The organism is Amycolatopsis sp. lyj-84 (genome assembly GCF_046549075.1).
Classification (GTDB): Bacteria; Actinomycetota; Actinomycetes; order Mycobacteriales; family Pseudonocardiaceae; genus Amycolatopsis.
The window spans coordinates 21,563-34,369 of sequence record NZ_JAJPWO010000016.1 but is presented as its reverse complement, the minus strand read 5'-3'; the positions used below and the strand labels follow the sequence as shown (position 1 = coordinate 34,369).

Genomic DNA, 12,807 nt, shown 5'->3' with positions numbered 1-12,807 from the left:
TGGCTGCGGTCTTCGGGGGGTCAGGGCGCGCCAAAACCGACCTTCGCCAGTTCCTGCCTGCCTTCGGGACTCAGGACGAACTCCGTGAACTGCTTCGCGAGGAACGCGTCGGACGCACTCTTGACGACCCCGATCGGATAGTTGTTGATCGCGCCCGCCGCCTCGGGGAAGTCCACTTTGTCCACCTTCGTGGCGGCCGAGGTCGCGTCGGTGACGTACACGAGTCCCGCGTCGGCGTCGCCCGACTGCACCTTCGCGAGCACGGACTTGACGTCCTGCTCCTCGCTGGCCGGCTTGAGCGTGACCCCGGAAGACTGCTGGACCTTCTTCGCCGCCGCCCCGCACGGCACCTGCGGCGCGCAGACGACCACGGTCAGCCCGTCCTTGGCGAGATCGGCCAGCCCCTTGATGCCCTTGGGGTTGCCCTTGCCGACGGCGATGGCGAGCCGGTTGGTGGCGAACACCGACGGCTGCCCGTCGATCACCTCGCCCTTGGTGGCCTTGTCCATATTGGCCTGGTCGGCGGAGGCGAAGACGTCCGCTTTCGCGCCCTGGGTCAGCTTCTGGACCAGTGCGGAGGAGCCCTCGAAGCTGAACTTCACGGTCACCCCGGAGTTCTGCGCTTCGAATTTCTTGCCCAGCGCCCCGAACGACTCGGTCAGCGACGCCGCCGCGAACACGGTCAACGTCCTCGCCTCGACCTTCGCGGTGACGGGCTGCTCCGGAGAACCGCAGGCAGTCGCGGCCAGTGCCAGCGCGAGCAGGGCGGGGACGAGTCTCCTCATCGGCTTCCTTCCGGGGTTTCGACCACGACGGTGGTGGCCTTGACGACGGCGACGGCGAGCACTCCCGGCCTCAGCCCGAGCTCGCGGACGGCTTCGGCGCTCATCAGGGAGACCACGCGATGCGGGCCGCACTGCAGTTCGACCTGCGCCATCACCTTGTCCGTGATGACCTCGGTGACCAGGCCGACGAACCGGTTGCGCGCGGAACGGCCGACATTCGACGGATCCTCGGGCTGCTCGGCCTGCGCCTTGGCGAACGCGGCGAGTTCGGCGCCGTCGACGACCTTGCGGCCCGCCGAGTCGTCGAACGCGGTCAACTGGCCCGCGCGCACCCAGCGGCGGACGGTGTCGTCGCTGACGCCGAGCAGACGAGCGGCCTCAGACAACCGGAATTGCGGCATGCCAGAGAGATTACTTCCGCAGATGCGGAAAAGCTACGGACGGGAGGAATTGCCGGGCAGTTCGTCGCGGAGGCCATCGAGCAACGCGCTCTGGAAACGCTCCAGCACTTTCCGTTCCTCGGGAGAGAACTCCTCGAGGAGCCTCTTCATGTTCGTGTACGCGGATTCGAAGAGCGGCGCGTGGCGCTCCATGGCGCCCGGAACGACCTCTATCAGGACTTTCCGGCGATCGGCGGTGTCGCGGACGCGGCGGGCGAGACCCGCCTTCTCGAGCCTGTCCATGACGCCGGTCACAGCGCCCGTCGACAACCCGGTCATTTCGGCGATCCTGCCCGCTGTCAACGGTCCCCGCGCCTGACCGACGAGTTCGAGCACCTTGTGGTCGGTGGCAGACAGGCCCATCCGCTCGGCGATCCTGGCGTGCCGCAGGACGGTCAGCGTGCTGCCTTCCCTGCCGAGATGGGCGAAGCGCGCCAATTCCTCTGCCGAGAGCGGGTATTTCGCCATCCGGAAAACCCTTCGGAAGAAACCGATTCTTTGCGAAAGACATTCTAGACAGTCGGTTTTCGCTCACTTCGGGGTTAGTCTGGTGACAATGACAGCAGTCGATCTCGGGTTTCCCCGTGTCCCCGGTACACGCGGACGCCCCACCGCGCCCAGGCCGGACAATCCCGCCCTGATCGACACCTTCGGCCGGGTGGCGACCGACCTGCGGGTGTCGCTCACCGACAAGTGCAATCTGCGCTGTACCTATTGCATGCCCGCCGAGGGCCTGGAATGGATGTCGAGCGCGGACGTGCTGACCGACGACGAACTCGTGCTCCTGCTGCGGATCGCCGTCGAACGGCTCGGCGTCACCGACATCCGGCTCACCGGTGGCGAACCGCTGCTGCGCCAAGGTCTCGAGAAGATCGTCGAGCGGATCGCGGCCCTCGAACCGCGGCCGAGGCTTTCCATGACCACCAACGGGATCGGGCTCGCGAAGCGCGCGAAGTCGCTCGCCGACGCCGGCCTCGACCGGATCAACGTCTCGCTGGACACGGTCGACCGCGCGCTGTTCGAGACGATCACGCGACGCGACAGGCTTTCGCACGTGCTCGCCGGCATGGCGGCCGCGCGCGAGGCCGGGCTGTCCCCGGTGAAGGTCAACGCGGTGCTGATGCGCGGGCTGAACGAGGATCAGGCGGTGCCGTTGCTGCGGTTCTGCCTCGCCGAGGGCTACCACCTGCGGTTCATCGAGCAGATGCCGCTGGACGCGCAGCACGGCTGGAACCGGCGCGACATGATCACCGCCGAGCAGATCCTCGGCATGCTCGGCGAGGAGTTCTCGCTCTCGCCGTTCCCGGCCGCCCGAGGCGGGGCACCCGCCGAACGCTGGCTGGTCGACGGCGGGCCGGGCGACGTCGGCGTGATCGCGTCGGTGACGAGGCCGTTCTGCGGCGCCTGCGAACGGACGAGGCTGACCGCCGACGGCGCGGTGCGCTCGTGCCTGTTCAGCAACGACGAAACCGACCTCCGCGCCCTCGTGCGCGCGGGCGCGCGCGAAGAAGAGGTGGCGGACGTCTGGCGGGCGACCATGTGGGGCAAGCTCGCCGGGCACGAGATCAACGAGGCCGGCTTCGCGCAGCCGATCCGGCCGATGAGCGCGATCGGCGGCTGACATGGTGACCATCGTGGTGCGGTACTTCGCCTCGGCCCGCGCGGCCGTCGGCTTCGACGAAGAAAAGGTGTCGCTGCCGGACGGCGCCCGCGTCGCCGACGCCGTCGCCCACCTGCGCGAACTCCACCCGGAGAAGCTGGCGAAGCTGCTCGACGCGGTCTCGTTCCTGCTGGACGGCGTCGCCGTGCGGGATCTCACCAAACCGCTGGCCGACGCCGCCGAACTGGACGTCCTGCCCCCGTTCGCGGGCGGCTGACCTGCGCCGACGGCGAAAGTGGGAGCAAAGGTCCCTTGCTCGCCGTTTGGAATTCACCGGCCGGACGCTGAAGCCCCGGAGGATGCGCGAGTGATCACTCCCCGCCGCATCCTGGCCGCGCTGCTGGCCGCGGTCGCCGCCACGAGCCTGGCGACCGCCCCGGCCTCCGCCCACGAACGCGGCGTCCGGCCACTGCCGCAGGCGCACAGCCACAACGACTACGAGCACACGCGCCCGCTGCACGACGCGCTCGATCAGGGCTTCACCAGCGTCGAGGCCGACATCTACCTGGTGGACGGGCAACTACTGGTCGCGCACGACCTCGCGGACACCCGCCCGGACCGCACCCTGGAGTCGCTCTACCTGGAGCCGCTGCGCAAGCGCGTCCTGGCCAACCACGGCGTCGGCGTCTACCGGCAGCGCGCGGAGTTCCAGCTGCTGATCGACGTCAAGGGGGACGCGAACAGCACCTACGCGGCGCTGGAGAAGCGGCTGTACGACCCTCGCTACTCCTTCCTCTTCTCTCTGTACGCGTTCGGGCACGTCCAGAAGAGGGCGGTCACCGCGGTGATCTCCGGCGGACGGCCCAAGGACGTGATGCTCGGGCAGAAGTTCCGGCTCGCCTTCTACGACGGCCGGATCTCCGGCGAGAACGACCTCGGCATCGGCTCGGATCGCCGGGTGACCCCGCTGGTCTCGGATTCCTGGACCGGGCTGTTCACCTGGACGGGCGCGGGCACCTTCCCCGCCGCCGAGCGCGCGAAACTGCACGAACTGGTGCGCCGCGCTCACGCGGCGGGGCAGCGGGTGCGTTTCTGGGCGACGCCGGACATCGCCGGAGCCGATCGTGACGCTCTGTGGAATGAGCTGGTCACCGCCGGGGTCGACCACCTGAATACGGATGACCTGCGTGGACTGGCGAACTTCTTGAGGTCTCGCTAAAGTGCGCGGCCCAATAGCGCGCGAAGGCGCACGAATGGGCCAGTCATCCCTTAATCCACGTGATGCAAGCCTCACGATCCGTGAATTATCTCGGCCAGGAAACGGTCCGATAACGGCCAGCTGACCTGCATAAACAGTCGAATCGTTATAGGTTGCGTGCTGTTACTGTGATGTAGGTCACAGCTCGAATAATTTCCGATCAGGCCGTTCGTTACGTACCGTCGCTTTTCGGTTGGCCCCGACCGACCACGCAACACCGGGAACCCGTAGCGCCGAGCCCTGTCCAACGGATTCCCGGACCCAACCCCGAGCGAAAGCATTTCCGGACAGGGACGAGGGGACCGAGCCGACGCGGCGTGCGTCAGGCGAAGTCAGCCGGTCTGAAACGGCCGGCCAGACCCCCGGGTCTTTCCCTCAGCACAGGCTCGTAGGCGCAGGGAGCGAGATTTACTCACATGTCGTACCGAGGCAAGCACCGCAAGATGTCCGCCGCCACCCGCCACATCGCCCGTGTCGCCATCGCCGGCGTCGCGGTCGGCGCCCCCCTCGCCATCGCCGCGACCCCCGCGTCGGCGACCAACTGGGACGCCATCGCCCAGTGCGAGAGCAGCGGCAACTGGGCCGCCAACACCGGCAACAGCTACTCCGGTGGTCTCCAGTTCTCGCAGAGCACCTGGCGTGCCTACGGCGGCACCGGCAGCGCGCACAACGCCACGCGTGAGCAGCAGATCGCCGTCGCCGAGCGGGTCCTCCAGGGCCAGGGCATCGGCGCGTGGCCGGTCTGTGGCAAGAAGGGCGGCTCCTCCGCCAGCCCCGCCAAGGCCAAGTCGACCGCCCCGAAGGCCACCAAGAAGGTGACCCCGAAGAAGTCGACCGCCCCGGTCACCAAGCAGCAGGCTCCGGCCCCCGCCGTCACCGGTGTCGCGGGCTCGAACCCGGCCGGCGACTACACCGTCGTCGCAGGCGACACGCTGTCCAAGATCGCTTCCAAGTTCAACGTCCAGGGCGGCTTCCAGAAGCTGCAGGACCTGAACAAGGAATTCGTGCCGAACGCCGACTTCATCGTCGTCGGCCAGAAGCTCGCCACCAAGTGAGCTCTTGAGCACCTGTAAGTCGTGATGCCCGCGGGATTCCCCGCGTGGCCACGTCGCGACTGACAGAGCCCCACCGCGCCATTCCCCCGGCGGTGGGGCTCTGTCGCGTCCTGGGGCGGGTGCATGGGCCTCGCACGCGCTACGGCGAGTTGACCCACTCGTCGCTGCCGTCGGTGAAGTGCTGGTGCTTCCACACCGGCAGCCGCGCCTTGACCTCGTCGACCAGCTCCGAGCAGGCGGCGAAGGCCTGACCCCGGTGCTCGGCCGCCACGGCGCACGCCAGCGCGACGTCCCCGATGGCCAGCGCGCCCAGCCGGTGGCTGACGGCGACGGCACGCACCCCGGTCCACTTCCCCGAGAGATCCGCGACGACCTCCGCGAGCACCTCGGAGGCGCTGGGGTGCCCCTCGTAGGCGAGCCGGTCCACCGACCGGCCGCCGTCGTGGTCCCGCACGACCCCGCCGAAGGTGACGACGGCACCCGCGGCCGCGTCGTCCACCAGCCGGGCGTGTTCCTCGACCGAGAGCGGCTCGTCGACCACCGCGATCCGTGCGACCCGAACGCTCACTGCTGTGCCTCCCGTGGATGGTCGCCGCCCGCAAGCTGGTCGACGGCGTGCTCGAGGATCCCGTCCAGTACGCCCAGGCCGTCCTTCACGCCGCCGCGCGAGCCCGGCAGGTTCACCACCAGGGTCCGCCCGGCCACGCCCGCGACCCCGCGCGAGAGCACGGCCGTGGGGACCTTGGGCAGCCCGGCGGCCCGGATCGCGTCCGCGACGCCGGGGAGTTCGTAGTCGAGGACGGCGCGGGTGACGTCGGGGGTGCGGTCGGTCGGCGAGATGCCGGTGCCACCGGTCGTCACGATCACCTGGACCCCGGCCGCGACGGCCTCCCGCAGGGCCTCGCCGACGGGTTCCCCGTCCTGGACCACCACGGGTTCGGGCACGTCCCAGCCGCGCGAGGCGAGCCAGGCCGTGATGACCGGACCGGTCGTGTCCTCGTAGACACCCTTCGCGGCACGGTTCGACGCCACGATCACCCTCGCGACCCGGCTCACGGTCGCTCCCAGGTGCCGGTCTTGCCGCCGTCCTTGCGGATCAGGCGGACGCCGTCGAGGGTCGCCGCGGGATCGACGGCCTTGATCATGTCGTGCAGGGTCAGCCCGGCGACGGCGACGGCGGTCAGCGCCTCCATCTCGACACCGGTCCGGTCGTTCGTCTTCGCGGTCGCGGTGATGTGCACGGCGGTCTCGTCGAGGACGAACTCGACCTTCACCCCGGACAGCGCGATCTGGTGGCAGAGCGGGATCAGCTCGGGCACCTTCTTCGCGCCCATGATGCCCGCGATCCGGGCTGTCGCGAGGGCGTCGCCCTTGGGGAGCCCGTCCGTCGCCAGCAGGCCGAGGACCTCGGCCGTGGTGTGCACGGTGCCGCCCGCCAGCGCGATCCGGGCGGAGGGCGTCTTGCCGGAAACGTCGACCATACGGGCGGCGCCCGTATGGTCGACGTGGCTGAGTTCACTCACGCCAGCAGGCTAGTCCTCAGCACAGGACAGCGGAGCTGAGGCGTGTTCGACGGAGCGACCACACGCGTGAACCCGCCCGGCCGAAGGCCTCGCTATCGCGGTGGCAGGGCGCCCTGCCTGCCGAACGTGCCTTAAGTTGCCAGCGCGCGCCCTGCCGACGTCGATCGCGATCGCGGGTTCACCTTGGAAACTTAGAAAACCCGCTGCTTCGAGCGAACCTCGTCGAGCGCCTTCTCGCGTTCCTGACGCTGCTGCGGCGTCATCGAGTCGAACAGCCCGCCCTTGTCCGCGGCGCAGGCCGTGTCGTGCGCGGGACGCTTGCCTTCGACGAAGAACCGGTTGACGGCGTTGTTGCCGCAAGCGTTCTCCGAGCCCAGCCAGACCCCGTGCCCGCCGTCGTCGACCGACACCATCCGTGCCCGGTCGCCCAGCGCGCGCCGCATCTCCTTGGCCCCGCTGAGCGGCGTGGCCGGGTCACGCAGGTTCTGCACCAGCAGGATCGTCGACGGTCCCCGGTCGCCGATCCGCACCGGCGGCTCGATCGGCTCCGACGGCCAGTACGCACACGCCCAGATGTTCGCCCCGGCCGCGCCGAACATCGGGTACTTCACCCGGTCCTTCTCGACGTTGCGCTGGTAGGTCCCGACGTTCTCGGGCCAGTTCGAGTCGTTGCAGACCACGTGCAGCTGCCCGGACAGCAGATTGCCGACGTCGATCTGCGCCGCCTGCGCGGACTGCTTCAGGACGCCTTCGGTGTCGAGCGACTGCCACTGCTGCGCCAGCACCGGGAAGGCGGCGGTCGAGTACAGCGCGCCGAACGTGCCCATCCGGAACGCCGCGCCGTCCACGCCGGGAACCGCGCCGCCGTCGAGCTTGGCGGCGAGTTCGTAGAACTTCGCCGTCACCTGCTGCGGCGTCCGGCCGAGCCCGTAGCTGGCGTGCCGCGCCGCCGCCCACTTCGCGAAGTCCGGGAAGCGGTCCTGGAACCCCTCCGCCAGCCGACGTGAGGTCGCCGGGTCGAGCCCGCCCGGACTGGTCACGCTGTCGAGCACGATCCGATCGGTCCGCTGCGGGAACAGCGTCGAATACGCGGCACCGAGGTAGCTGCCGTACGAGACGCCGTAGTACGAGATCTTCTTCTCGCCGAGGGCTTCGCGGATGCGGTCCATGTCGCGAGCCGTGTTGGCCGTGGTGATGTACGGCAGGTTCGCCGCGGTCTTCGAGTCGCCACACTGCTTCGCGACGCCGGCCACGTACGTCGCCCGCTCGGCCACCGCCGCGGCGTCACGCGCGTACGGCGGGACATTGCTCACCAGCTGCTCGGGCTTGAGATCACAGGTGACCGGCGTGCTGAGCCCGATCCCCCGCGGGTCGAACCCGATCAGGTCGTAGGCGTCGAGCACGCTCGACGGCATCCCCGCCGCCCGCAGACCGTCCGGCATGGTCAGCCCCGGGCCGCCGGGGCCGCCCGGGTTCATCAGCATGACCCCGCGCCGCTTCGACGGCTTGGTGCTAGCGAGCTTCGACACGGCGATGTCGATGGTGGGCCCGCCCGGATTCCGGTAGTCGAGCGGGACCTTCAAAGTGGTGCATTGCAGCGTGGGCACGTCCGGACACTGTTCCCACCGCAACGACGAAGTCGCGGCGGACGCCGTGGCCGGTACGAGTACCGCCGTGGTGACCGCCGCGACCGTGAGTGCCCCGATTTTGCTCAGGACGGAACGCTTCATCCCCAACCCCCGTCAAGATCGAATTCCTGGTCGGAACCGACACTAGGAGCGGGCCGGGTACGGGGTCGTCACCCTGAAGTCGACCACCTGGTCGGCCTCAGTGATGACGTGTCCACCGAATGGAGCAAGGGACCTTTGCTGTCACTTCTCGCTTTTGGCGACGGCCTTCGCGGCCCTCTTCACAGCCTCGGCGACAGCGGGGGCGACGGCGCTGTCGAAGACGCTGGGCACGATGAACGACGCGTTGAGCTTGCCGTTGTCCACGACGTCCGCGATGGCGTCGGCCGCCGCGAGCAGCATGGAGTCGTCGATCTGGTGCGCGTGCGCGTCGAGCAGGCCACGGAACACGCCCGGGAAGGCGAGCACGTTGTTGATCTGGTTCGGGAAGTCGCTGCGGCCGGTGGCGACGACGGCGGCGTGCTTCTGCGCCTCCAGCGGGTCGATCTCCGGGTCCGGGTTGGCCAGCGCGAACACGACGGCGTCGGACTTCATGGTCGCGACCTGCTCGGCACCGAACAGGTTCGGCGCGGAGACCCCGATGAACACGTCGGCGCCGACGAGCGCCTCGTGCAGCGTGCCCGCCTGCTGTTCCTTGTTCGTGTGCTCGGCGATCCAGGTGAGGTTGTCGTCGAGGTTGCCGCGCGCGGAGTGCACGATGCCGTCGATGTCGGCGGCCACGACGTCGCCGGGGCCCTTGCCCAGCAGCAGCCGGATGATCGCCGAGCCGGCCGCGCCGACCCCGCTGACCACGATCTTGCAGTCTTCGATGTTCTTCCCGACCACGCGCAGGGCGTTGCGGAGCGCGGCGACCACGACGATCGCGGTGCCGTGCTGGTCGTCGTGGAACACCGGGATGTCGAGCTGCTCGCGCAGGCGCGCCTCGATCTCGAAGCAGCGCGGCGCGGCGATGTCCTCGAGGTTGATGCCGGCGTACACCGGGGCGATCGCCTTGACGATCTTGATGATCTCTTCGGTGTCCTGGGTGTCCAGGCACACCGGCCAGGCGTCGACGTCGGCGAACTTCTTGAACAGCGCCGCCTTGCCCTCCATCACCGGGAGCGCGGCGGCCGGGCCGATGTTGCCCAGCCCCAGCACGGCCGAGCCGTCGGTGACGACGGCGACGGTGTTCCGCTTGATGGTCAGGCGGCGCGCGTCCTCGGGGTTCGCGGCGATCGCCTGGCACACGCGCGCGACGCCGGGCGTGTACGCGCGGGAGAGGTCGTCACGGTTGCGGAGCGCGACCTTGGGGGTGACCTCGATCTTGCCGCCGAGGTGGATCAGGAAGGTCCGGTCGGAGACCTTGCGGACCCGCACGCCCGGGAGCGAGTCCAGGGTCTGCGTGATGTCCTGCGCGTGGTTCTCCGACAGGGCGTTGGCGCTGATGTCGACGACGATCGACTCGGGGTGCGACTCGACGACGTCGAACGCGGTCAGCACGCCGCCGACCCGGCCGACGGCGGTCGTCAGGTCACCCGCCGCGGTGGACGACGCGGGGGCCTCCACCCGGACGGTGATCGAATATCCGGGACCGGGAACCGGCATGGCACTACCCCCGCTGAGGAAAGCTGAATAGGTCGATCGAAAACCTACTCCCGTGACGACCGCCACGACCCTCCGCAGGGGTGACTGACCAGTAACTTCTTACCGGTTGATCTCGGTCTGGGGGTGCACGTAAGGCACCGCGTCGAGTGGGAAGGTCAGGTCGCCGAACGGGGACAGCGCACCCTGCCGATCGGATGCGAGCTCGGTGACGGGGTGCTCCCCGTCTTCACCGGGCCACGTGGGATCGATTCCCGCGCGCTTTTTGTTCTCGCCCTTCGCCACAACGTCCTCCCGAGCATGGTCAAGCCGTTCTCTCCGACGACAGTCTGCCCGAACGCGGCTGCCGGGCTACCACCCGCCCGGTATCCTGATCGTCTATGCCCGCGCCCTCCCTGGCGGACTGGCTGCGCCAGGAGTCCGACGACGCACTCGCCGCGCTCCTGCGCACGCGTCGCGACCTGTCCACGCCACCCCCGTCCGACACCATCGTGCTCGCCACCCGAGCCGGCACGCCGGGCTCCGTCGCGCGCGCCTGCGAAGACCTCGACACCTTCACCCTCGCCGTGCTCGACGCCTTGCTGCTGGCCGGGGCGGACACCGCTCCGGTCGCCGCGGCCGAGGTCGCCCGGCTCACGGGCACCGAGATCGGCGAGGCGCTGGCGCTGCTGCGCAAGCGGGCGCTGGTCTGGGGCGAGGACGACGCGCTGCGCGTCCCGCCGTCCGCCCGCGACGCCCTCGGTCCGTTCCCCGCCGGGCTGGGGTCGTCGTCACCGGCGCTCACCGGTACCGACATCGACGCCGCGCTCGCGGAGGTCGGCGAGGACGAACGTGCCCTGCTGACGACGCTGGCCGCCGGGCCGCCGATCGGCCGCACCCGCGACGCGTCGGCCGAGGTCCCGCTGGAGCGGGCGCAGAACCCGGTCCAGCGTCTGCTCGCACGGGGACTGCTCCTGCGCCGGGACGACCAGACCGTCGAACTGCCGCGTGAACTCGGGATCGCCCTGCGCGGCGGGTCGGTCTTCGAACCGGCGTCGTTGCGCGAACCGGAACTCCCCGTGCATCCGCATCAGCGGTCCACAGTGGACACGACGGCGGCGGGCGAGGCGATGGAGTTCTTGCGCCAGACCGAAAGCATGCTTCGCGCGTGGTCCGAGACGCCGCCGCCGGTGCTGAAGTCCGGCGGGCTCGGGGTCCGCGAACTGAAGAAGCTCGCCAAGGATCTCGACGTCGACGAAACGCGGGTGACCCTGCTGGCGGAGATCGCGGTCGGCGCCGGGCTGGCGGCCGACAGCGAGGCGACGACGCCGGAATGGGTGCCGACGACGCTGACCGATTCCTGGCTCGCGTCGCCGACGGCGCAGCGCTGGATGACGGTCGCACAGGCTTGGCTCGAGCTGCCCCGGCTGCCCGGTCTCGCCGGCGGCAGGGACGCGAAGGACAAGCCGATCGCGCCGCTTTCGGAAGACCTGCGACGACCGTTGGCGCCTACTTCGCGACGGCGGATCCTCCTCGCCTTGGCCGCGTTGCCCGAGGGCGCCGGGGTGAAGAGCACCGACGAACTGGTCGCCGCGCTCGCCTGGCGCGCGCCGCGGCGGGGCGGGCGGCTGCGGGACGAAACCGTGCGCTGGACGATGGCCGAGGGCGCCGCGCTCGGCCTGATCGGGCTCGGCGGGCTCACCACGGCGACGCGGGCGCTGCTGGCCGAGGACCGGCCCGGAGCGGTCGAGGCGATGCTCGACGCGCTGCCGCGTCCGGTGGACCACGTCCTGGTCCAGGCCGACCTGACCGTGGTCGCGCCGGGACCGCTGGAAGCCGAACTGGCGACCGAGATGACCGCCGTCGCCGACATCGAATCGGCCGGGCACGCGACCGTCTACCGGATCACCGAGACCTCCGTGCGGCGCGCGCTCGACACCGGGCGGACGGCGGGCGAACTGCACGCGTTGTTCGCGGCCCGCTCGGCGACGCCGGTACCGCAGTCCTTGAGCTACCTGATCGACGACGTCGCCCGGCGGCACGGGCGGCTGCGCGGCGGGGCCGCCGAGTCGTTCCTGCGCTGCGACGACGCTTCGCTGCTCGCGGAGGTCATGGGCAGCTCTGTCGCGGCGAACTACGGCTTGCGGATGATCGCGCCGACAGTCCTCATCAGCTCGTACCCGCTCGCCGAGGTCCTCGACGCCCTTCGCTCCGCAGGGTTCGCTCCGGCCGCCGAAGGACCCGACGGACGTGTCATGGACATCAGGCCGTCCGGGCGTCGCCTGCCCGCGAAGGCGCGTGCCGCGCGTCGGGCTCCTGGGGAGCCTGCCGGGCTGACAGACGACCAGGTCGGCAAGATCGTCGCGCACGTCCGGGCCGGTGACGCCGCTTCGGCGCGTCGCCGGGGCGAGACGGTGCGCGCGCCGCAGGGAGGCGGCGCCGGGGACACGTCCGCGACCCTGGCGTTGCTGTCCCAAGCGACCATGGAGCGCCGCGAGGTGTGGATCGGCTTCGTCGACTCACGCGGGACGGCGAGCCAGCGCGTCGTGCGGCCGATGCGGGTCGGCGGCGGGGTCCTCGAAGGGACCGACAACGAGCGCTATCCCCTGCACCGGATCACCTCGGCGGCCCTCGTCGAAGACTGACCCCGCGTTTCGTCCTCTAGTTGCGGGAGGGGCGGAGCTAGACCAGCTGCTCGGTGCGAAGATCCTTCAGCACCATCGACATGGCCTCGCCATGAGTCGGCCATTCCGGCGTCCCGATCCCGACCGAGTGCAAGGCGGCCCTGATCGCCGCGCGCCTCGGTTGATGTCCCCAATGAGGCATTGGAGACGCTGAGCGTCCCTAATGTGGCATTGGGGGCATCGCCAGGACGTGCCAGCCCCAGCGTTTAGTCCT

Annotated in this window: 12 protein-coding genes and 1 pseudogene; 5 read left to right on the top strand and 8 right to left on the bottom strand. The window is 69.9% G+C overall.

The genetic code is table 11. From position 1 onward, the window contains the following. Nucleotides 1-20: 20 nt before the first annotated feature. From modA to ACLJRM_RS36205, 3 genes are read right to left on the bottom strand one after another with little or no spacing between them, the layout of a single operon-like run. Nucleotides 21-785, bottom strand: a complete 765-nt coding sequence (modA, locus tag ACLJRM_RS36215; protein WP_410665638.1) for a molybdate ABC transporter substrate-binding protein — start codon at nucleotides 783-785, stop codon at nucleotides 21-23. Next, nucleotides 782-1,186 (bottom strand): molybdopterin-binding protein, encoded by a 405-nt coding sequence (locus ACLJRM_RS36210; protein WP_101610889.1) that lies wholly within the window; start codon nucleotides 1,184-1,186, stop codon nucleotides 782-784. Before ACLJRM_RS36210 ends, modA begins: the two co-directional genes overlap by 4 nt. A gap of 33 nt (nucleotides 1,187-1,219) precedes the next feature. Next, on the bottom strand, nucleotides 1,220-1,693 hold the full coding sequence (locus tag ACLJRM_RS36205) for a MarR family transcriptional regulator (protein WP_410665637.1): 474 nt from the start codon (nucleotides 1,691-1,693) through the stop codon (nucleotides 1,220-1,222). Between the two features lie 88 nt (nucleotides 1,694-1,781). On the opposite strand from ACLJRM_RS36205, the gene moaA reads away from it, so the two are divergent. From moaA to ACLJRM_RS36185, 4 genes are all read left to right on the top strand, one after another. Then, nucleotides 1,782-2,846 (top strand): GTP 3',8-cyclase MoaA, encoded by a 1,065-nt coding sequence (moaA, locus tag ACLJRM_RS36200; protein ID WP_410665636.1) that lies wholly within the window; start codon nucleotides 1,782-1,784, stop codon nucleotides 2,844-2,846. Between the two features lies 1 nt (nucleotide 2,847). Next, on the top strand, nucleotides 2,848-3,102 hold the full coding sequence (locus ACLJRM_RS36195; RefSeq protein WP_101610892.1) for a MoaD/ThiS family protein: 255 nt from the start codon (nucleotides 2,848-2,850) through the stop codon (nucleotides 3,100-3,102). Between the two features lie 90 nt (nucleotides 3,103-3,192). Further along, nucleotides 3,193-4,044 carry a phosphatidylinositol-specific phospholipase C/glycerophosphodiester phosphodiesterase family protein gene (locus ACLJRM_RS36190; protein WP_410665635.1) on the top strand — a complete coding sequence of 284 codons (852 nt, stop codon included), beginning with the start codon at nucleotides 3,193-3,195 and terminating at the stop codon, nucleotides 4,042-4,044. A 455-nt stretch (nucleotides 4,045-4,499) separates the two neighbouring features. Further along, a complete protein-coding gene (locus ACLJRM_RS36185; protein WP_101610894.1) occupies nucleotides 4,500-5,138 on the top strand; it encodes a transglycosylase family protein in 639 nt (212 codons plus the stop codon). A gap of 139 nt (nucleotides 5,139-5,277) precedes the next feature. Here the strand turns inward: ACLJRM_RS36185 and ACLJRM_RS36180 are convergent. The 5 genes and pseudogenes from ACLJRM_RS36180 to ACLJRM_RS36160 all read right to left on the bottom strand — a co-directional run bounded on the left by ACLJRM_RS36180 (nucleotide 5,278) and on the right by ACLJRM_RS36160 (nucleotide 10,215). Further along, a pseudogene (locus ACLJRM_RS36180) lies at nucleotides 5,278-6,194 on the bottom strand (molybdenum cofactor biosynthesis protein MoaE). Next, complete coding sequence (gene moaC / locus ACLJRM_RS36175) at nucleotides 6,191-6,661, bottom strand: cyclic pyranopterin monophosphate synthase MoaC (protein ID WP_101610897.1); 471 nt, start codon at nucleotides 6,659-6,661, stop codon at nucleotides 6,191-6,193. The pseudogene ACLJRM_RS36180 and the gene moaC overlap by 4 nt, the downstream one beginning before the upstream one ends. A 191-nt stretch (nucleotides 6,662-6,852) precedes the next feature. Next, on the bottom strand, nucleotides 6,853-8,391 hold the full coding sequence (locus tag ACLJRM_RS36170; protein ID WP_410665634.1) for an alpha/beta hydrolase: 1,539 nt from the start codon (nucleotides 8,389-8,391) through the stop codon (nucleotides 6,853-6,855). Nucleotides 8,392-8,532: 141 nt separating this feature from the next. Then, nucleotides 8,533-9,933, bottom strand: a complete 1,401-nt coding sequence (locus ACLJRM_RS36165) for an NAD-dependent malic enzyme (protein ID WP_410665633.1) — start codon at nucleotides 9,931-9,933, stop codon at nucleotides 8,533-8,535. Nucleotides 9,934-10,032: 99 nt separating this feature from the next. Further along, nucleotides 10,033-10,215, bottom strand: coding sequence for a hypothetical protein (locus ACLJRM_RS36160; protein WP_410665632.1), 183 nt, complete (start codon nucleotides 10,213-10,215; stop codon nucleotides 10,033-10,035). 95 nt (nucleotides 10,216-10,310) lie between these two features. Here ACLJRM_RS36160 and ACLJRM_RS36155 point away from each other — a divergent pair, with 95 nt between their 5' ends. Next, complete coding sequence (locus ACLJRM_RS36155; protein ID WP_410665631.1) at nucleotides 10,311-12,554, top strand: helicase-associated domain-containing protein; 2,244 nt, start codon at nucleotides 10,311-10,313, stop codon at nucleotides 12,552-12,554. Nucleotides 12,555-12,807 lie beyond the last annotated feature (253 nt).

Excerpts from the sequence above, each read along its gene's own strand:
- ACLJRM_RS36155 (WP_410665631.1), top strand. The coding sequence starts at position 10,311 with ATGCCCGCGCCCTCCCTGGCGGACTGGCTGCGCCAGGAGTCCGACGAC.
- ACLJRM_RS36205 (WP_410665637.1), bottom strand. The coding sequence starts at position 1,693 with ATGGCGAAATACCCGCTCTCGGCAGAGGAATTGGCGCGCTTCGCCCAT.
- moaA (WP_410665636.1), top strand. The coding sequence starts at position 1,782 with ATGACAGCAGTCGATCTCGGGTTTCCCCGTGTCCCCGGTACACGCGGA.
- ACLJRM_RS36185 (WP_101610894.1), top strand. The coding sequence starts at position 4,500 with ATGTCGTACCGAGGCAAGCACCGCAAGATGTCCGCCGCCACCCGCCAC.
- ACLJRM_RS36165 (WP_410665633.1), bottom strand. The coding sequence starts at position 9,933 with ATGCCGGTTCCCGGTCCCGGATATTCGATCACCGTCCGGGTGGAGGCC.
- modA (WP_410665638.1), bottom strand. The coding sequence starts at position 785 with ATGAGGAGACTCGTCCCCGCCCTGCTCGCGCTGGCACTGGCCGCGACT.
- ACLJRM_RS36195 (WP_101610892.1), top strand. The coding sequence starts at position 2,848 with ATGGTGACCATCGTGGTGCGGTACTTCGCCTCGGCCCGCGCGGCCGTC.
- ACLJRM_RS36170 (WP_410665634.1), bottom strand. The coding sequence starts at position 8,391 with ATGAAGCGTTCCGTCCTGAGCAAAATCGGGGCACTCACGGTCGCGGCG.
- ACLJRM_RS36210 (WP_101610889.1), bottom strand. The coding sequence starts at position 1,186 with ATGCCGCAATTCCGGTTGTCTGAGGCCGCTCGTCTGCTCGGCGTCAGC.